Origin of the sequence: Klebsiella variicola, assembly GCF_000828055.2 — a bacterium.
Classification (GTDB): domain Bacteria; phylum Pseudomonadota; class Gammaproteobacteria; order Enterobacterales; family Enterobacteriaceae; genus Klebsiella; species Klebsiella variicola.
Window position 1 is genome coordinate 712,805 of the sequence record NZ_CP010523.2, and the last position, 17,559, is coordinate 730,363.

A 17,559-nucleotide genomic window follows, 5' to 3' on the forward strand; every position below is an offset into this window, starting at 1 on the left:
GCGCGACATTATTCGACGAAAATGTGCGGATAGAAGCGCGACAGATCCTGAGTGATCAGCGCCCGATCTTCGCGAATGCCGATCCCGGCGGGCTGATCGTTGATGAGCCAGCTGCCAATCAGTGTGTAGCTGTCACCAAACTTCGGCAGGGGGTAAAACTCCTGCACGATGGTTCCTTCTTCCCCGTACGGACCTTCCACCGACTCCACGACCTTGCCCTGCTCAACAATGGAGACGTTGGCCCCTTCACGAGAGAAGATCGGCTTAATGACGTACTTCTCCATCTCCGGGTGGGCATCTTCGCTGAAGTAGGCCGCCAGCAGATTCGGGTGATTGGGGAACATTTCCCACAGCATCGGCAGCAACGCTTTGTTGGAGATAATGCTTTTCCACGCGGGCTCCAGCCAGCGCACGCCGGCGTCTTCCAGCTTGGTGGAGAACATCTCCCGCAGCATAAACTCCCACGGATAGAGCTTGAACAGGTTACCAATCACCTGATCCTGCAGATCGGTAAACTGACCTTTTTCGCCCAGACCGATATCTTCGATATAGAGGAATTCCGTCGCCAGGCCTGCTTCCGCGGCGCAGTCCTGCAGATACTGCACAGTGCCGCGATCTTCAACGGTATCGCGGCAGCAGGCCATATGCAGCAGCTGGAAGCCAAACTGCTCGCGCAGCTCGCCGAAGCGATCGATGAGCTTTTCCTGCAAACTATTGAACTGGTCGCTGCCCGCCGGCAGCTTGCCGGCGTTGAGCTGATCTTCCAACCAGATCCACTGGAAGAAGGCCGCTTCATACAGCGAGGTCGGGGTGTCGGCATTGTTCTCCAGCAGCTTCGGCTCGCCGACGCCATCCCAGGCCAGGTCGAGACGCGAGTAGAGCGACGGCTGGTTGGTTTTCCACGACTGACGCACAAAGCCCCAGGTGTGTTTAGGGATGCGGAATTTAGTCATCAGCTCATCGCTGGCGATCACTTTCTCCACCACCTGGAGGCACATTTGATGCAGCTCGGCGGTGACTTCCTCCAGTTTTTCCACCTGCGCGAGGGTCAGCTTGTAATACGCCTCTTCGCTCCAGTAGGGCTCACCGTACATGGTGTGGAAGTTGAAACCGTACTCGGTCGCTTTCTCACGCCAGTCCGGGCGCTCGGTAATACTGACTCTTTCCATGTGAGTTAGCCGCCCATCGAGCGAGAAGAGGACGTTGAGCCTGCGGCGCTACGCTGCATAGTCGACTGCTTCGCCACCGACTCGCCAAAACCACCGCGGGTAACGGTGGTGGTAGTTGCTGGCTTCGGCGCCATCGCGGTTTTCGGCACGTTCATGGTGCGACCCGGCTGGGCGGCGCCATAGCTCTTGCCGCTCGCATCGGTGTATTGACCATAGGCCGGGCTGGCCGGGTTTTTCGAGCTGAACAGCGGCTGCTGTTGCGCCATGCCGCCGCCCATCAGGCGGCCCATCATATAGCCGGCCATCAGCGGCATCCAGAAGCTGCCGCTGCTTTGCGCCTGCGCCTGGTTTTCCGGGGCGACGCCCGCCTGGGCTGGCGTCTGCTGGCACTGGCCTTCGCCAAACTCGGCGACGCAGTCTTCCCGGGTGGCATATTTCGGCGCGGTGCGCTCTGCCTCTTTTACCGCGTTGGTGTAGGCCGTGGTGCACTCGGCTGCTTTGCCCGGATTGGCGGCGGAGCAGTCATCGGCGTTCTGGTATAGCGACACCGTTTCATCGCTTTTTTCACAACCGGCAAGCATAAAGACCGCGGTGACGGCCAGCGCGACCGGTGTCAGATGGCGTGCGCTCCAGCTTTTGCGGAACGACGAATGATTAATTTTTTTTGTCCGTTTCATATTTGTCTTCCAGGACCCAGTGGTATGGCGTGTGTTAACGCTCAGGATAGAGGATGAGTGGTGGAAAATGAAGCGAAGAGGGGCGCTAAGCGGGGGATCTTTACGTTGCCTTACGTTTAACGCATCGCCTGTCCGACGGACAGGCGATGCGCGTCACAGTATGGGTATTACTGACGGAACGGATTGCTGCCGCTGCTCTGGGTGGTCCGTGCGGACGCCGGTTTCACCGCTGCGGTAGTGTTGCCGTAGCCATCGGCGGTGGCATCCTGCTGTGGATTTTCCGGCGCGACGCTGTCTGCGGAGGTGGGGATCGGTTTGCCCAGCGTGTTGTTCAGGGCGACCAGATCCTGCTCGTTCAGGGTACCTAACGCCGACTTAATGTTCAGCTCGTTGATCAGGTAGTTATAGCGCGCATTGGAGAGCTGCTGCTTGGCGTTATACAGCGTGGTGGTGGCGTCGAGGACGTCAACGATGGTACGCGTACCCACCGAGTAGCCTGCTTCCATCGCATCCAGGGAGCTTTGCGCAGAGACCACCGCCTGTTTGTAGGCGTTGATGCTGCTGATGGAGGCGTTCACGTTGTTAAACGACGAACGCACAGTCTGCACGACGCTGCGGTGGGCGCTTTCCAACTGCTCGCTGGCGCCAACGAAGTTGTATTGCGCCTGTTTGACCTGCGAGGTCACCGCGCCGCCCTGATACAGTGGCAGAGAGAAGTTCAGGCCGATTTGGTTCTGCCCGGCATCGTTATCCTGGTATTGCTGAGGATTATTATGGGTTTTTGAACCACTGTAGCTAGTATTCGATACCCCACTCGACGCGGATAGGCTGAGCGTCGGCAAATGCCCGTCCTGCGCCTGGCGAATCTGCTCGCGAGCCAGGTCCTGGTTCAGACGCGCCTGCAGCAGCGACAGGTTGCGGTTCTCCGCTTCCTTCAGCAGGGCGTTGACCGCCTGCGGCTTGTTGGTTTTGAAGCCATTCACATTCAGCGAGGCCAGCTCCGGATAGTAGTTACCGGTGACCTGGCGCAGTTCTTCGACGGCGTTGTCGAGATCGTTACGCGCGGTGACTTCGTTCGCCAGCACGGCGTCGTATTGTGAACGGGCGTTCTGCACGTCAGTGATCGCCACCAGGCCTACGTTAAAGCGCTGCGTGGTTTGATCCAACTGGCGGTAAATAGCCTGTTTCTGCGCTTCGGTATAGGAGAGCGTGTCGATGGCGGCCAGCACTTTAAAATAGGCCGTCGCGGTATTCAGAATCAGCGTTTGCTGATCGGTCTGATACGTGACATCCTGAATGCCTGCCGTTTTTTCCTGTAGCGTCAGGGCGCGCCATTTCGACATATCAAACAGAACCTGCGTTAACTGCAGCGAGCCGCTGGTGACGTTTGAATTGATGCCGTTGCTGTCGCGATAGCCATTGTTATAGGTATAATCCGCTCCCAGCCCAAGCTGAGGCAGTAATGGACTGCGCGCTTCATTGATCTTTTCGAACGCGGCGTCACGATCGGCTGCCGATTTACGCAGATCGGGGTTGCTGATGCGCGCCTGCTGGTAAACCTGAAGCAGGTTTTCCGCCTGGCTCATGGCGCTGAACCCGGTCAGGCTCAGGCCGATAAGAATGGGGAGCAATTTCTTCATTTGCATTCCTTGTTGTGAAGCATTTAGCGCTGGTCTAATTCTAAGAAAAATTCCGCTGATTGTATCGATTCTGCCGCCGTAAAAAGTTGGCGTTACGTGCCATCCGGCGGTAATTTGCACCAATCTAACATACGGACCGTAAAACGGTAGCCAAACGGTCTGGAAATCCCTAATTTCGGATTAGCAGGACATGACAATGAGCAAACCCATTCAGCAGGGAATTACCTTCTTCAAAAATGATGTAGAAATTATTGCACGCGAAACGCTGTATCGTGGTTTTTTTTCGCTCGATTTATACCGTTTTCGCCACCGCCTGTTTAACGGCGGCATGAGCGGCGAAGTCACCCGTGAAATTTTTGAGCGCGGGCATGCCGCCGTCTTGCTACCCTTTGACCCGGTGCGGGACGAAGTGGTGCTCGTCGAACAAATCCGTATTGCCGCCTATGATACCAGCGAGAGCCCGTGGCTGCTCGAAATGGTCGCCGGCATGATCGAAGCGGGGGAAACGGTGGAAGACGTTGCCCGTCGGGAAGCGCTGGAGGAGGCCGGACTTGAAGTTGGGCGGACGAAACCAATATTAAGCTATCTGGCCAGTCCTGGCGGCACCAGCGAACGGTTATCGATCCTGGTGGGAGAAGTTGATGCATCCACGGCGAAAGGCATTCATGGCCTGGCCGAGGAAAACGAGGATATTCGGGTGCATGTGGTGAGCCGGGAACAGGCTTACCAGTGGGTAGAAGAGGGGAAAATCGATAACGCAGCCTCTGTCATCGCCTTGCAATGGCTGCAATTGCATTATCACAATTTACGAAACGAGTGGACAAAATGAAGCGTTATACACCTGACTTCCCTGAGATGATGCGCCTGTGCGAGACCAACTTCGCGCAGTTGCGCCGCCTGTTGCCGCGAACGGATGCAGCGGGTGAGAAGGTAAGTTATCAGGTGGGAAGCGCGCAGTATCGGTTAACGATAGTTGAATCGACCCGCTACACTACTCTGGTGGCGATAGAACAGACTCTGCCTGCGGTAAGCTACTGGAGCCTGCCGTCGATGACCGTTCGCCTCTACCATGACGCCATGGTGGCCGAAGTGTGTTCGAGTCAGCAGATCTTTCGCTTCAAAGCGCGGTATGATTATCCTAATAAAAAGTTGCATCAACGCGACGAAAAGCATCAAATTAACCAGTTTCTGGCCGACTGGCTGCGTTACTGTTTAGCACATGGAGCGATGGCGATTCCGGTTTGTTAGCGTCGTTAAACCTAAGGACACCATTTGGAAAGCCTGTTAAACCTACCTCTGGCTGGTGAGGCCAGAGTCAGGATCTTACAAATTACTGATACTCACCTGTTTGCTGAAAAACATGAAACGTTGTTAGGCATTAATACCTGGGAAAGTTATCAGGCCGTACTGTCGGCTATTCATGCCTCACAGCGTCCATGCGATCTGATTGTCGCAACAGGCGATCTGGCGCAGGACCACTCCTCCGCGGCCTATCAGCATTTTGCTGAGGGTATCGCGAGTTTTGCTGCACCCTGCGTCTGGCTACCGGGTAACCATGATTTCCAGCCGGCGATGTACAGTACGCTGCAGGCGTCAGGCATTTCACCCGCCAAGCGCGTGTTTCTCGGCGACCACTGGCAGATCCTGCTGCTGGACAGCCAGGTGTTTGGCGTTCCCCATGGCGAGCTGAGCGACTTCCAGCTGGAGTGGCTCGAACACAAGCTGGCAGAAGCGCCGGAGCGTTATACCTTACTCCTGCTGCACCACCATCCGCTGCCTGCTGGCTGTAGCTGGCTGGACCAACACAGCCTGCGCAACGCTGGCGCGCTGGACCGCGCGCTGAGCGCCTGGCCGCGGGTGAGACATCTGCTGTGCGGCCATATTCATCAGGAGCTGGATCTGGACTGGAATGGCCGGCGCATGATGGCGACGCCGTCGACCTGCGTCCAGTTCAAACCACACTGCGCCAATTTCACTCTGGATACCGTCTCACCCGGCTGGCGCTGGCTGGAGCTGCATCCTGACGGGACGCTGACCACCGAAGTGTGCCGCCTGGAAGGCGCCGAGTTCCACCCGGATATTGCTTCAGAAGGCTACTGATGGCGACGCTTCTTTATCTGCACGGCTTTAACAGTTCCCCGCGCTCGGCGAAGGCGATGGCGTTAAAGACCTGGCTGTCGCAGCAGCACCCCGACATCACCATGGTGGTACCGGAGCTGCCGCCTTATCCGGCTGAAACGGCAGAGCTGCTGGAATCCATTGTGCTGGAGCATGGCGGCGAGCCACTCGGGGTTGTGGGGTCGTCGCTGGGCGGCTACTACGCGACCTGGCTGTCGCAGTGCTTTATGGTGCCGGCGGTGGTCGTCAACCCGGCGGTGCGCCCGTTTGAACTGCTGAACAATTTTCTCGGCCACAATGAGAATCCATACACCGGGCAGCAATATGTGCTAGAGTCTCGCCATATTTACGATCTCAAGGTCATGCAAATCGACCCGCTTGAAGCGCCGGATTTACTCTGGCTGCTGCAGCAGACCGGGGATGAAGTGCTTGATTACCGCCAGGCCGTTCATTACTACGCCTCCTGCCGGCAAACGGTGGAGGAGGGCGGTAATCACGCATTTGTCGGCTTTGACGATCATTTCACTCAGATTATCGAATTTCTCGGCCTGTGCTAAACGGCCCTGAACGACCTACGAATACACACCATGACGCAATCTTCATATAACGCTGATGCCATTGAGGTACTCACCGGGCTAGAGCCGGTGCGCCGCCGTCCGGGCATGTATACCGACACCACCCGTCCTAACCATCTTGGTCAGGAAGTTATTGATAACAGTGTCGATGAAGCGCTGGCAGGCCACGCCAAACGCGTGGAAGTTATCCTTCATGCCGACCAGTCCCTGGAAGTCATTGACGACGGGCGCGGCATGCCGGTCGACATTCACCCGGAAGAAGGGGTGCCGGCGGTTGAGCTGATCCTCTGCCGACTGCACGCGGGCGGTAAGTTTTCCAACAAAAACTACCAGTTTTCCGGCGGCCTGCACGGGGTGGGGATCTCGGTGGTCAACGCCCTGTCAAAACGCGTAGAGGTAACGGTTCGTCGCGACGGTCAGGTCTACAGCATCGCCTTTGAAAACGGTGAAAAAGTAGAAGATCTGCACGTCACTGGTACCTGTGGCAAACGCAATACCGGGACCAGCGTCCATTTCTGGCCGGACGAAAGCTTCTTCGACAGCCCGCGTTTCTCCGTTTCGCGTTTGACCCATCTGTTAAAAGCGAAAGCGGTGCTGTGTCCCGGCGTGGAAATCGTGTTTCGCGATCAGGTCAACGACAGCGAGCAGCGCTGGTGCTATGCCGATGGCCTTAACGACTACCTGTGCGAAGCCGTAAACGGCCTGCCGCTGCTGCCGGAAAAACCGTTCGTCGGCACCTTCTCCGGCGAGACGGAAGCCGTGGACTGGGCGCTGCTGTGGCTGCCGGAAGGCGGCGAATTGCTGACCGAAAGCTACGTCAACCTGATCCCGACCATGCAGGGCGGGACGCACGTTAACGGTCTGCGTCAGGGACTGCTGGATGCGATGCGCGAGTTCTGCGAATACCGTAATATCCTGCCGCGCGGCGTGAAGCTGTCAGCGGAAGATATCTGGGATCGCTGCGCCTACGTGCTGTCGGTGAAAATGCAGGATCCGCAGTTCGCCGGGCAAACCAAAGAGCGTCTGTCGTCGCGCCAGTGCGCGGCGTTCGTCTCCGGCGTGGTGAAAGATGCCTTCAGTCTGTGGCTGAACCAGAACGTACAGGCTGCCGAACTGCTGGCGGAGATGGCTATCTCCAGCGCCCAGCGTCGTCTGCGCGCCGCCAAGAAAGTGGTGCGTAAAAAGCTGACCAGCGGTCCGGCATTGCCGGGTAAGCTGGCAGACTGCACCGCCCAGGACCTGAACCGCACCGAGCTGTTCCTCGTCGAAGGGGACTCGGCGGGCGGTTCTGCCAAGCAGGCGCGCGATCGCGAATATCAGGCGATCATGCCGCTGAAAGGCAAGATCCTGAATACCTGGGAAGTCTCGTCCGATGAAGTGTTAGCTTCGCAAGAAGTGCACGACATTTCGGTGGCGATTGGTATTGACCCGGATAGCGATGATTTAAGCCAGCTGCGCTACGGCAAAATTTGTATTCTGGCGGATGCCGATTCCGATGGCCTGCACATTGCCACCCTGCTGTGCGCGCTGTTTGTGAGACATTTCCGTACCCTGGTGAAAGAGGGGCACGTCTACGTCGCGCTGCCGCCGCTGTACCGTATCGATCTCGGTAAAGAGGTCTACTACGCGCTGACGGAAGAAGAAAAAACCGGCGTGCTGGAGCAGCTGAAGCGTAAGAAGGGCAAGCCAAACGTCCAGCGCTTTAAAGGTCTGGGTGAGATGAACCCAATGCAGCTGCGGGAAACCACGCTTGATCCGAATACCCGCCGGCTGGTGCAACTGGTGATCAGCGATGAGGATGAGCAGCAGACCACGGCGATGATGGACATGCTGCTGGCCAAGAAGCGTTCCGAAGACCGTCGCAACTGGCTGCAGGAGAAGGGCGATATGGCGGATCTGGAAGTGTAAGTCTGTACGCTGCGCCTGACGTAAAAGGGAGCCTCAGGCTCCCTTTTTCATTTCACGACTGCGTCGGCGGGCTTAGACGCCAGGCTGCAGGATACGGATGGTGGTCTCCAGCACATCGCCTTTGACCGCTTCCGACCAGGCTTTCATGTGCGGCGTTTGCAGGTGCGCTTCAAGATGCGCGACGCTTTCCCACTGCTCCACCATGACGATAGAGTCGGGGGCCGTGGTCTGGAAGCTGACGCCGGCGGCATGATCCACCATCGGCGTATAGCCGTGGCAGCCGGCCTCCTGCAAAACGGTCGGAATGATTTTCGCGAACTGATCGAGAACCGCCTGACGATGGTGCTGGCCCGGGCGGGTACGGATTTCTGCAATCACTGTTAACATGGTTAACTCAACTCCTTCTGTGTGTATCTCGTCATACTCCAGGTTCGAATAACTCGAAATATGTAGAGCGTAGACCTGTAGTTAACCAAAAATTTCCGCCAGATGCTTGCGATATTCTGCGATATACCGTGGGACATCAGGCATTTTAATCACGTCGTTGGCGATAAAGGTCGGCAGCGCTTCCATTCCCAGGAACTGGTTAGCCTTATGGAACGGCAGGTAAACGCCGTCAACGCCGACGCCGTGGAAGAACTGGTCTTCGTCGGTGAAGGCTTCCATCGGCGCGTTCCAGGTCAGGGAGAGCATATATTTTTTCCCCTGCACCAGGCCGCCGGAGCCATATTTTTTGCTGGCGTCGGAGCGGGTACGACCGTCGCTGGCGTACAGCGAGCCGTGGCCTTCGGTAAAGACATCATCCATATATTTCTTCACCGTCCACGGGGCGCCCATCCACCAGCCCGGCATCTGCCAGATCACCACATCGGCCCAGAGGAAATTCTGCACTTCTGCTTTTACGTCGTACTCGCTTTCGGCGCGAACGCTTTTAACATCGTGCCCGGCGTCGCGCAGATAACTCTCCGCGACCTCGGTCAGGGTGTCGTTCAGCTGGCCATTCGAGTGCGCGAACTTTTTTGCGCCATTGATAATCAGGATGTTGCTCATCATTTGTCCTCAATCTTGAAAATTTGCCGATGATCTTACCCCGCGAAGCGGGGCAGTAAAATGAGCAAAATGTGCAAAGTCTTTTGCCAAATGAGCAATAATCTCGCTACCAGTACACGCGGGCTTCGAAGCCGCCGTCGCGCGCGTTGGCGAAATCAACCTGCATGCCGTGCAGCGAGGCGATGCGTCGGACGATAGACAGGCCCAGGCCGCTGCCCGGCGCGTCCTGCCCCGGCGGGCGATAAAAACGCTCGCCGATGCGCGCCAGCGCCTGCGGGCTAATGCCTGGGCCGTTATCACGCACCCGAAACTCGCGGGCGTTGAGGGTGATATCAACCTGGCTGCCGCGCGGGCTATAGCGTACGGCATTATCCAGCAGGTTGCGCACCAGCAGGCTGAGCAGCAGCGGCTGGCCGGTGTGAACGATATGACTGGCATTCAGGTGTAGGCGTAGTTCAATGGCGGACTGCTGCGCATGGTGATACATCTCCATGACCGCCGACTGCAGCAGGTCGTCGATGGCGACCGGCTGCACGTCGTCCAGTTGGGCGAGTGAGTCCAGCCGCGACAGCGTCAGCAGTTGATCGACCAGCCGGGTGGCGCGATCGATCCCCTGGTGGAGCTGGGCCAGCGCTTTCTCACGTCCTTCTGCATCGTCCATAGAGAGCTGGGCGACGTCGGTCTGTACCTTCAGCGCCGCCAGCGGGCTGCGCAGCTCATGGGCGGCATCAGAGGTAAACCGACGTTCGCGCAGCATGGCGTCATGGGTGCGCTGGAACAGCTGATTCAGAGCCTCGACCAGCGGGCGGACTTCGGAGGGGATCTTCTCCACGCTGAGCGATTCCGCTGAGTCCGGCGCGCGCAGGCGCAGCGTGCGCGCCAGCTTTTTCAACGGCGCCAGTTCGCGGCTTAACAGCACGATAAGCAGCACGAACATCAGCGGCAGGGCGATCATCCACGGGGTGAGCTGCGAGGTCACGATATCCATCGCCATTTCGCGCCGATAATCCCACTCCTGACCGACGACGATGCGATGACGACCATCGGCAGTGGTTAACCACAGGAAGCGCCACTCGTCATCATCGCCGCGCAGATAGCCATCACTGAACCCCTCGCGCTGCGAGTTCCACTGGATATCCTCCCCGTTCTCGCCGTCGTTGAGCACCATGGTGCCGTCGCGGGTGAAGATGGCGAACGCCAGCGCGTCGTCGTCGATGTGTCCATGCCGCACCTTTTTCTTTTCACCGAGCGATTCGGGCGGGGCGCGGAGTTCATCGAAATGCATGGCGCTCAGGCGGCGGGCGAACAGCAACTGCTGGGTATCGAACAGCTTATCCAGCTTTTTGCTGGTTTGCTGCCAGGCGATCATGCTGGCGACGCCCCAGGCGGCCGCGGTCAGCACAGCAAACAGCAGCGTCAGACGGACGCGCAGGCTCAGGCGGGCAAGTCGTTTCATGCGTCACCCAGGGTATAGCCGATGCCGTGGACAGTGCGGATAAATCCGCTACCGAGTTTGCGGCGCAGATGATGGACGTGAACTTCCACGGCGTTGCTGGAGACCTCGTCGTCCCAGGTGTAGAGCTTTTCTTCGATAAGCTTGCGCGGCAGTACGCGACCAGCGTTACGCAGCAGCAGTTCCAGCAGGGCGAACTCTTTCGGCTTTAGCACCAGGCTCTCGCCGTCGAGGCTGGCGGTTAAGCGGTTCGGGTCGAGGCTCACCTTGCCGTGGCGCAGCTCGCTGCTGCTCTGGCCGTGCGCGCGACGGATCAACGCTTCGAGGCGCGCCGCCACTTCAATCAGGGCGAAAGGCTTGCACAGATAGTCATCGGCGCCGAGCCGTAGCCCCTCCACTCGCTGGCTGAGCGCATCGCGGGCGGTAAGGATCAGCACTGGCTCATGGCGGCCCTTGTCCCGCCATTCGCGCAGAATATCGAGGCCATCGATGCCGGGGAGGGTGAGATCCAGGATTGCGGCGTCGTAGGGGGCGCTATATAAGGCATTTTTGCCCTCCAGCCCGGCGGTAAACCAGTCAATGCTGAAGCCCATTTTGCTCAGCCCGGCTTTGATGCCGTCGCCGATCAGCTTGTCATCTTCCACCAGTAATATGCGCATGTTTCCCTCCGACGATCCTGTTTCTTTGCGCAGTAAACCGCGTTGAAGCGGGTGATGTACAGCATTAAAATTTCTTTTTTCCGCTTAAGAAGTCGTTAAGTTTTGTCGGGCGTAATAGGAGCCATATCAACACGAAGGGAGAACACATCATGAAGAAAATTGCTGCGATGACCGCGATCGTTGCCCTGGTTTCCATGCCGGTGCTGGCTGCCGAACAGGGCGGGTTTACCGGTCCTTCTTCGACCACGCAGGTCAGTTCCACAGCGCAGGCTGGCGGATTCACCGGCCCGAGCGGCGCGGTGACCACCGTCGCCAATGCCAAATCGCTGCGGGACGATACCTGGGTGACCCTGCGCGGCAAGATAACCGAGCGCATTTCTGACGATCTGTATAAATTCCAGGATGCTTCCGGGGTGATCAATGTCGATATCGACCACAAGCGCTGGAACGGCGTGACCGTCGGCCCGCAGGACACAGTAGAAATTCAGGGGGAAGTCGATAAGGACTGGAACTCAGTAGAAATCGACGTTAAACAGATCCGTAAAATCGCGCCATAAGTCTTCGTCAGATAAGCGCAAGATCGGTCAGGCATCGCGATCCTCGCTCTGTCAGAGTATGTCGCGAGGAGGAGACGATGAACGATATTAAGGCCAGCCCGGCGTATGTCGGGCGCTTCCAGCGTGTCTGTAGGTACATTGCGCGCCATCTTGATGAGCCGCTGTCGCTGGAGGCGCTGAGCGCGATAGCGCACAGTTCGCCTTACCATTTTCACCGGCAATTTAGCGCTTATACCGGCATTCCATTGTACCGGTATATTCAGTGGTTGCGTCTGCGACGCGCCTGTTGGCGCCTGGCGTTCAACCCCCGCGATAAAGTCATCGATATTGCCCTTGATGCCGGATTTCAGAATGCGGAGTCGTTCAGTCGTGCCTTCCGTACCGCGTTTGACCAAAGCCCGACCCAATTCCGTCAGCAACCGGACTGGGCCGAGTGGCATCGACGCGTACCGAAACATACGCTACAGGAGCAAACGTCGATGGACGTCAATATCATTTCCTTCCCCACCACCCGGATAGCCGTACTGCAACATCGCGGCAGCCCGGACCTTGTCAACACCACCGCCGCGCGTTTTATCGCCTGGCGTAAGACGAGCGGATTATCGCCCGTCGCCACCAGCGATACCTGGGGTATCGCCTGGGACGATCCGCAGACCACCCCGCAGGAGGCATTTCGTTTTGATATCTGCGGTACGGTCGCTGGGCCGGTCGGTGAAAACGCCTTTGGCGTGATTAACGGCGAAATCCCCGGCGGACGCTGCGCCGTCGTGCGCCATCACGGCTCGCTGGACACGCTGGCGAACAGCGTTTGGTTTCTCTATCGCGACTGGTTACCCGCGTCAGGCGAGACGTTACGGGATTTTCCGGTGTACTTCCGTTACCTCAATTTTGTCCATGAGGTGGCTGAGCATGAACTGCAAACCGATATTTATCTGCCGCTGGCCTGATTAAGCGTGACGGAATCCTCAGCCGATCTCACGGCCTGTGACTCAGGGCGTGAGATCGGGTATTATCGCGGGTAGTTTTGCCGTCCGAACGGTCGGTACCCAGATTGAGGATCCACGATTAATGAGCGATATGGCAGAGCGCCTTGCGCTGCATGAATTTACGGAAAATGCTTACCTGAACTACTCCATGTACGTGATCATGGACAGGGCATTACCGTTTATTGGCGATGGCTTAAAACCGGTCCAGCGTCGCATCGTCTACGCGATGTCCGAGCTGGGGCTGAACGCCAGCGCGAAATTCAAAAAGTCCGCCCGCACCGTCGGCGACGTGTTGGGTAAATATCACCCGCACGGCGACAGCGCCTGCTATGAAGCGATGGTGCTGATGGCGCAGCCGTTCTCTTACCGTTACCCGCTGGTAGACGGGCAGGGAAACTGGGGTGCGCCGGACGATCCGAAATCCTTCGCCGCCATGCGTTACACCGAGTCCCGCCTGTCGAAGTATGCTGAACTGCTGCTCAGCGAGCTGGGACAGGGAACGGTCGACTGGGTACCAAACTTTGACGGGACGCTGCAGGAGCCGAAAATGCTGCCTGCGCGTCTACCGAACATCCTGCTTAATGGCACCACCGGCATCGCGGTGGGTATGGCCACTGATATTCCGCCGCACAACCTGCGTGAAGTGGCCAAAGCGGCTATTACCCTGATTGAGCAGCCGAAAACGACTCTCGACGAACTGCTGGATATCGTGCAGGGGCCGGATTTCCCGACCGAGGCGGAGATCATCACCTCGCGGGCGGAAATTCGCAAAATCTACCAGAACGGACGCGGCTCAGTGCGCATGCGCGCGGTGTGGAGCAAAGAGGACGGCGCGGTGGTGATTAGCGCGCTGCCGCACCAGGTTTCCGGCGCCAAAGTGCTGGAGCAGATTGCGGCGCAGATGCGCAATAAAAAGCTGCCGATGGTTGACGATCTGCGCGACGAATCGGACCACGAAAACCCGACCCGTCTGGTGATCGTCCCGCGCTCCAACCGGGTGGATATGGAACAGGTGATGAACCACCTGTTTGCTACTACCGATCTGGAAAAAAGCTACCGCATCAACCTCAATATGATCGGCCTCGACGGACGCCCGGCGGTGAAAAACCTGCTGGAGATCCTCAGCGAGTGGCTGGTGTTCCGTCGCGATACCGTGCGTCGCCGTCTGAACCATCGGTTAGAGAAAGTGCTTAAGCGCCTGCATATCCTTGAAGGTTTGCTGGTGGCGTTTCTCAATATCGATGAAGTGATCGAGATCATCCGCACCGAAGATGAACCGAAGCCAGCCCTGATGTCGCGCTTTGGCATCAGCGAAACCCAGGCGGAAGCGATTCTGGAATTAAAACTGCGCCACCTCGCCAAACTGGAAGAGATGAAGATCCGCGGCGAGCAGGACGAGCTGGAAAAAGAGCGCGACCAGCTGCAGGCGATTCTGGCTTCTGAGCGTAAAATGAACAACCTGCTGAAAAAAGAGCTGCAGGCTGATGCCGATGCTTTCGGTGACGAACGCCGCTCGCCGCTTCACGAACGTGAAGAAGCGAAAGCGATGAGCGAGCATGATATGCAGCCGTCTGAGCCAGTGACTATCGTTCTGTCGCAGATGGGCTGGGTGCGGAGCGCCAAAGGGCACGACATCGACGCTCAGGGCTTGAGCTATAAAGCGGGCGACAGCTGGAAGGCCTCGGCGAAAGGCAAGAGCAACCAGCCGGTGGTGTTTATCGATACCACCGGGCGCAGCTATGCCATCGATCCGATTACCCTGCCTTCCGCGCGTGGCCAGGGCGAGCCGCTTACCGGTAAGCTGACTCTGCCGCCGGGGGCGACCGTGGAACATATGCTGATGGAAAGCGACGATCGTAAGCTGCTGATGGCTTCCGACGCGGGCTACGGTTTTGTCTGCACCTTCAACGATCTGGTGGCGCGCAACCGTGCCGGTAAAGCGCTGATCACCCTGCCTGACAACGCGCACGTGATGCCGCCGCTGGTGATTGAGGACGAGTCCGATATGCTGCTGGCCATCACGGCAGCCGGACGGATGCTGATGTTCCCGGTGAGCGATCTACCGCAGCTGTCGAAAGGCAAGGGCAACAAAATTATCAGCATTCCTGCGGCGGAAGCCGCCGCCGGGCAGGATGGCCTGGCGCATCTGTTTATCCTGCCACCGCAGAGCACGCTCACCATCCATGTTGGCAAACGGAAAATCAAACTGCGTCCGGAAGAGCTGCAAAAAGTCACCGGCGAGCGTGGTCGCCGCGGTTCGCTGATGCGCGGGCTGCAGAAGATCGACCGTGTTGAAATCGACTCGCCGCGCCGCGCCGCGGCAGGCGATAGTGAAGAGTAAACGCCACTCCTCCCGTCTTTGACGGGAGGAGGCGAAAAAATGCCGCAAAATCGTTGTTTATTCAGGCGTTGCGATTAACAATGTCCATCACCAGGGACCCAGGAAGAACGGTCCCGGCCTGCGCAGAACTGATGAGCCTGCCTTCTGTCAGCAGCGAATAATTCTAAGCGGTTTGGGTTTTAGAGGTAGCTATGCTATTCATTTTTCGAGTAATTTTCGTGGTCATTTATTGCATCGTGGTGTGCATACTTGGCTGTCTGTACTGCTTGTTCAGCCCGCGTAATCCAAAACATGTTGCCACTTTCGGCCATCTGTTTGGCCGCTTATCTCCGGTATTTGGCCTGAAGGTGGAACTGCGCAAACCTGCTGATGCGGAAAGCTATGGCAACGCGATCTACATCGCTAACCACCAGAACAACTATGATATGGTGACGGCGTCGAACATCGTGCAGCCGCCGACGGTCACCGTAGGTAAAAAAAGCCTGCTGTGGATCCCGTTCTTTGGCCAGCTCTACTGGCTGACGGGCAACCTGCTGATTGACCGTAATAACCGAACCAAAGCGCATGGCACCATTGCTGAAGTGGTGAATGCCTTTAAAAAGCGTAAAATTTCGTTCTGGATGTTCCCGGAAGGGACCCGCAGTCGCGGCCGCGGCCTGCTGCCTTTTAAAACCGGCGCCTTTCACGCGGCGATCGCCGCCGGAGTGCCGATTATTCCGGTGTGCGTGTCCAACACATCGAACAAAATTAAGCTCAACCGCTGGAACAACGGTCTGGTGATTGTTGAGATGCTGCCGCCGGTGGATACCAGCCAGTTCGGTAAAGACAACGTGCGCGCGCTGGCGACGCATTGCCGCGAGCTGATGGCCGCCAAAATTGCTGAGCTGGACAACGAAGTGGCCGCGCGCGAAGCGGCTAAAAAGTCATAAGACAGGAAACGCCGCCAACGCGCGCGTATTGCTGGCGGGAAACGAATTCCCTTTTTCATTTGTCAGTATGTCATGGAGTTAATATGTCACTCAGTCGGCGTCAGTTTATTAAGGCTTCCGGCGTAGCGCTGTGCGCTGGCGCCGCGCCGCTGAAAGCCCATGCCGCCGGCCAGCAGCTTGCGCTGCCGGTTCCGCCGCTGCTGGAATCGCGTCGCGGTCAGCCGCTGTTTCTGACGCTGCAGCGTTCGCACTGGTCGTTTACGCCAGGCACTCGCGCCCCCGTCTGGGGGATCAATGGCCGCTACATGGGGCCGACGATCCGCGTCTGGAGCGGGGACGACGTCAAGCTTATCTACAGCAACCGTCTGACTGAGAATGTCGCGATGACCATCCGCGGTCTGCAGGTGCCTGGCCCGCTGATCGGCGGCGCGGCGCGTATGATGTCGCCGAACGCCGACTGGGCGCCGGTGCTGCCTATCCGCCAGAGCGCTGCCACCTTGTGGTATCAGGCCAACACGCCGAACCGGATGGCGAAGCAGGTATACAACGGCCTGGCCGGCATGTGGCTGGTGGAAGATGAGGTCAGCAAGAACCTGCCAATCCCTAACCACTACGGCGTTGATGACTTCCCGGTGATTATTCAGGACAAGCGGCTGGATAACTTCGGCACGCCGGAATATAGCGAACCGGGGAGCGGCGGCTTCGTTGGCGATACGCTGCTGGTTAACGGCGTGCAGAGCCCCTATGTCGAAGTGTCGCGCGGCTGGGTGCGCCTGCGCCTGCTGAACGCCTCCAACTCCCGGCGCTATCAGCTGCAGATGAGCGATGGCCGACTGCTGCATGTGATTTCCGGGGATCAGGGGTTCCTGCCGGCGCCGGTCTCGCTCAAGCAGCTGTCGCTGGGGCCGGGGGAACGGCGTGAAATTCTGGTCGATATGACCAACGGCGATGAAGTGTCCATTACCTGCGGAGAAGCGGCGAGTATTGTCGACCGTATCCGCGGCTTTTTTGAACCGTCAAGCATCCTGGTCTCCACGCTGGTGTTGACCCTGCGGCCGACCGGGCTGCTGCCGCTGGTCACCGACAGTCTGCCGGTGCGTCTGCTGCCGACCGAACTGCTCTCCGGCACGCCGATCCGCAGCCGGGATATCACCCTTGGCGACGATCCGGGCATCAACGGCCAGCTGTGGGATCCGCAGCGTATCGATATCACGGCGCAACAGGGGACCTGGGAGCGCTGGACGGTGCGCGCCGACCGCCCGCAGTCGTTCCATATTGAAGGGGTGATGTTCCAGATCCGTAACGTCAACGGCTCGTCGCCCTTCCCGGAAGATCGCGGCTGGAAGGACACCGTGTGGGTCGACGGGCAGGTTGAACTGCTGGTCTACTATGCTCAGCCGTCGTGGCCGCACTTCCCGTTCCAGTATCTGAGCCAGACGCTGGAGCTTGCCGACCGCGGCTCGATCGGCCAGATGCTGGTGAATCCCGCGCCGTAAT

17 protein-coding genes are annotated in these 17,559 nt (G+C 58.1%); 10 read left to right on the plus strand and 7 right to left on the minus strand.

Annotated elements, in window-relative coordinates; translation table 11 throughout:
* Positions 1-8 precede the first annotated feature (8 nt).
* From SP68_RS03400 to tolC, 3 genes are all read right to left on the minus strand, one after another.
* Positions 9-1,169: a glutathionylspermidine synthase family protein gene (locus tag SP68_RS03400; RefSeq protein ID WP_008806519.1), complete on the minus strand. Its 1,161-nt coding sequence runs from the start codon at positions 1,167-1,169 to the stop codon at positions 9-11.
* 5 nt (positions 1,170-1,174) lie between these two features.
* Entirely contained in the window at positions 1,175-1,846 is a 672-nt protein-coding gene (locus SP68_RS03405; RefSeq protein ID WP_008806518.1) for a DUF1190 family protein, read from the minus strand.
* A 167-nt stretch (positions 1,847-2,013) separates the two neighbouring features.
* Entirely contained in the window at positions 2,014-3,486 is a 1,473-nt protein-coding gene (gene tolC / locus SP68_RS03410; RefSeq protein WP_008806517.1) for an outer membrane channel protein TolC, read from the minus strand.
* 196 nt (positions 3,487-3,682) lie between these two features.
* Between tolC and nudF the strand changes: the two genes are divergently transcribed.
* From nudF to parE, 5 genes are read left to right on the plus strand one after another with little or no spacing between them, the layout of a single operon-like run.
* A complete protein-coding gene (gene nudF, locus SP68_RS03415; RefSeq protein ID WP_008806516.1) occupies positions 3,683-4,315 on the plus strand; it encodes an ADP-ribose diphosphatase in 633 nt (210 codons plus the stop codon).
* Entirely contained in the window at positions 4,312-4,734 is a 423-nt protein-coding gene (locus tag SP68_RS03420) for a DUF1249 family protein (RefSeq protein WP_002916847.1), read from the plus strand. Before nudF ends, SP68_RS03420 begins: the two co-directional genes overlap by 4 nt.
* Positions 4,735-4,758: 24 nt before the next feature.
* Complete coding sequence (cpdA, locus tag SP68_RS03425; protein WP_008806515.1) at positions 4,759-5,586, plus strand: 3',5'-cyclic-AMP phosphodiesterase; 828 nt, start codon at positions 4,759-4,761, stop codon at positions 5,584-5,586.
* The gene (gene yqiA / locus SP68_RS03430) at positions 5,586-6,161 is read left to right on the plus strand and encodes an esterase YqiA (RefSeq protein ID WP_008806514.1); all 576 of its coding nucleotides are present in this window, start codon (positions 5,586-5,588) and stop codon (positions 6,159-6,161) included. The genes cpdA and yqiA overlap by 1 nt, the downstream gene beginning before the upstream one ends.
* Before the next feature lie 30 nt (positions 6,162-6,191).
* Positions 6,192-8,087 carry a DNA topoisomerase IV subunit B gene (gene parE / locus SP68_RS03435; protein ID WP_008806513.1) on the plus strand — a complete coding sequence of 632 codons (1,896 nt, stop codon included), beginning with the start codon at positions 6,192-6,194 and terminating at the stop codon, positions 8,085-8,087.
* Between the two features lie 72 nt (positions 8,088-8,159).
* On the opposite strand, the gene SP68_RS03440 is transcribed toward parE, so the two are convergent.
* From SP68_RS03440 to qseB, 4 genes are all read right to left on the minus strand, one after another.
* Positions 8,160-8,474, minus strand: a complete 315-nt coding sequence (locus SP68_RS03440; protein ID WP_022064945.1) for a putative quinol monooxygenase — start codon at positions 8,472-8,474, stop codon at positions 8,160-8,162.
* 81 nt (positions 8,475-8,555) lie between these two features.
* Positions 8,556-9,137 carry an NAD(P)H-dependent oxidoreductase gene (locus SP68_RS03445; RefSeq protein ID WP_008806511.1) on the minus strand — a complete coding sequence of 194 codons (582 nt, stop codon included), beginning with the start codon at positions 9,135-9,137 and terminating at the stop codon, positions 8,556-8,558.
* 106 nt (positions 9,138-9,243) lie between these two features.
* Positions 9,244-10,593 carry a quorum sensing histidine kinase QseC gene (qseC, locus tag SP68_RS03450; RefSeq protein WP_040968872.1) on the minus strand — a complete coding sequence of 450 codons (1,350 nt, stop codon included), beginning with the start codon at positions 10,591-10,593 and terminating at the stop codon, positions 9,244-9,246.
* Positions 10,590-11,249: a quorum sensing response regulator transcription factor QseB gene (gene qseB / locus SP68_RS03455; RefSeq protein ID WP_008806509.1), complete on the minus strand. Its 660-nt coding sequence runs from the start codon at positions 11,247-11,249 to the stop codon at positions 10,590-10,592. Before qseB ends, qseC begins: the two co-directional genes overlap by 4 nt.
* Before the next feature lie 149 nt (positions 11,250-11,398).
* On the opposite strand from qseB, the gene SP68_RS03460 reads away from it, so the two are divergent.
* The 5 genes from SP68_RS03460 to ftsP all read left to right on the plus strand — a co-directional run bounded on the left by SP68_RS03460 (position 11,399) and on the right by ftsP (position 17,558).
* Positions 11,399-11,806, plus strand: coding sequence for a YgiW/YdeI family stress tolerance OB fold protein (locus SP68_RS03460; RefSeq protein ID WP_008806508.1), 408 nt, complete (start codon positions 11,399-11,401; stop codon positions 11,804-11,806).
* Positions 11,807-11,883: 77 nt separating this feature from the next.
* Complete coding sequence (locus SP68_RS03465; RefSeq protein WP_008806507.1) at positions 11,884-12,753, plus strand: AraC family transcriptional regulator; 870 nt, start codon at positions 11,884-11,886, stop codon at positions 12,751-12,753.
* A gap of 121 nt (positions 12,754-12,874) precedes the next feature.
* Entirely contained in the window at positions 12,875-15,133 is a 2,259-nt protein-coding gene (gene parC, locus SP68_RS03470; protein ID WP_008806506.1) for a DNA topoisomerase IV subunit A, read from the plus strand.
* Positions 15,134-15,324: 191 nt separating this feature from the next.
* Positions 15,325-16,062: a 1-acylglycerol-3-phosphate O-acyltransferase gene (gene plsC, locus SP68_RS03475; protein WP_008806505.1), complete on the plus strand. Its 738-nt coding sequence runs from the start codon at positions 15,325-15,327 to the stop codon at positions 16,060-16,062.
* Positions 16,063-16,145: 83 nt separating this feature from the next.
* Positions 16,146-17,558 carry a cell division protein FtsP gene (gene ftsP, locus SP68_RS03480; RefSeq protein WP_008806504.1) on the plus strand — a complete coding sequence of 471 codons (1,413 nt, stop codon included), beginning with the start codon at positions 16,146-16,148 and terminating at the stop codon, positions 17,556-17,558.
* Position 17,559: the final 1 nt, after the last annotated feature.

What these genes read in the sequence shown, in the direction of transcription:
- SP68_RS03400 (WP_008806519.1), bottom strand. Translation starts at nt 1,169, where the DNA reads ATGGAAAGAGTCAGTATTACCGAGCGCCCGGACTGGCGTGAGAAAGCG.
- SP68_RS03405 (WP_008806518.1), bottom strand. Translation starts at nt 1,846, where the DNA reads ATGAAACGGACAAAAAAAATTAATCATTCGTCGTTCCGCAAAAGCTGG.
- tolC (WP_008806517.1), bottom strand. Translation starts at nt 3,486, where the DNA reads ATGAAGAAATTGCTCCCCATTCTTATCGGCCTGAGCCTGACCGGGTTC.
- nudF (WP_008806516.1), top strand. Translation starts at nt 3,683, where the DNA reads ATGAGCAAACCCATTCAGCAGGGAATTACCTTCTTCAAAAATGATGTA.
- SP68_RS03420 (WP_002916847.1), top strand. Translation starts at nt 4,312, where the DNA reads ATGAAGCGTTATACACCTGACTTCCCTGAGATGATGCGCCTGTGCGAG.
- yqiA (WP_008806514.1), top strand. Translation starts at nt 5,586, where the DNA reads ATGGCGACGCTTCTTTATCTGCACGGCTTTAACAGTTCCCCGCGCTCG.
- parE (WP_008806513.1), top strand. Translation starts at nt 6,192, where the DNA reads ATGACGCAATCTTCATATAACGCTGATGCCATTGAGGTACTCACCGGG.
- SP68_RS03440 (WP_022064945.1), bottom strand. Translation starts at nt 8,474, where the DNA reads ATGTTAACAGTGATTGCAGAAATCCGTACCCGCCCGGGCCAGCACCAT.
- SP68_RS03445 (WP_008806511.1), bottom strand. Translation starts at nt 9,137, where the DNA reads ATGAGCAACATCCTGATTATCAATGGCGCAAAAAAGTTCGCGCACTCG.
- qseC (WP_040968872.1), bottom strand. Translation starts at nt 10,593, where the DNA reads ATGAAACGACTTGCCCGCCTGAGCCTGCGCGTCCGTCTGACGCTGCTG.
- qseB (WP_008806509.1), bottom strand. Translation starts at nt 11,249, where the DNA reads ATGCGCATATTACTGGTGGAAGATGACAAGCTGATCGGCGACGGCATC.
- SP68_RS03460 (WP_008806508.1), top strand. Translation starts at nt 11,399, where the DNA reads ATGAAGAAAATTGCTGCGATGACCGCGATCGTTGCCCTGGTTTCCATG.
- SP68_RS03465 (WP_008806507.1), top strand. Translation starts at nt 11,884, where the DNA reads ATGAACGATATTAAGGCCAGCCCGGCGTATGTCGGGCGCTTCCAGCGT.
- parC (WP_008806506.1), top strand. Translation starts at nt 12,875, where the DNA reads ATGAGCGATATGGCAGAGCGCCTTGCGCTGCATGAATTTACGGAAAAT.
- plsC (WP_008806505.1), top strand. Translation starts at nt 15,325, where the DNA reads ATGCTATTCATTTTTCGAGTAATTTTCGTGGTCATTTATTGCATCGTG.
- ftsP (WP_008806504.1), top strand. Translation starts at nt 16,146, where the DNA reads ATGTCACTCAGTCGGCGTCAGTTTATTAAGGCTTCCGGCGTAGCGCTG.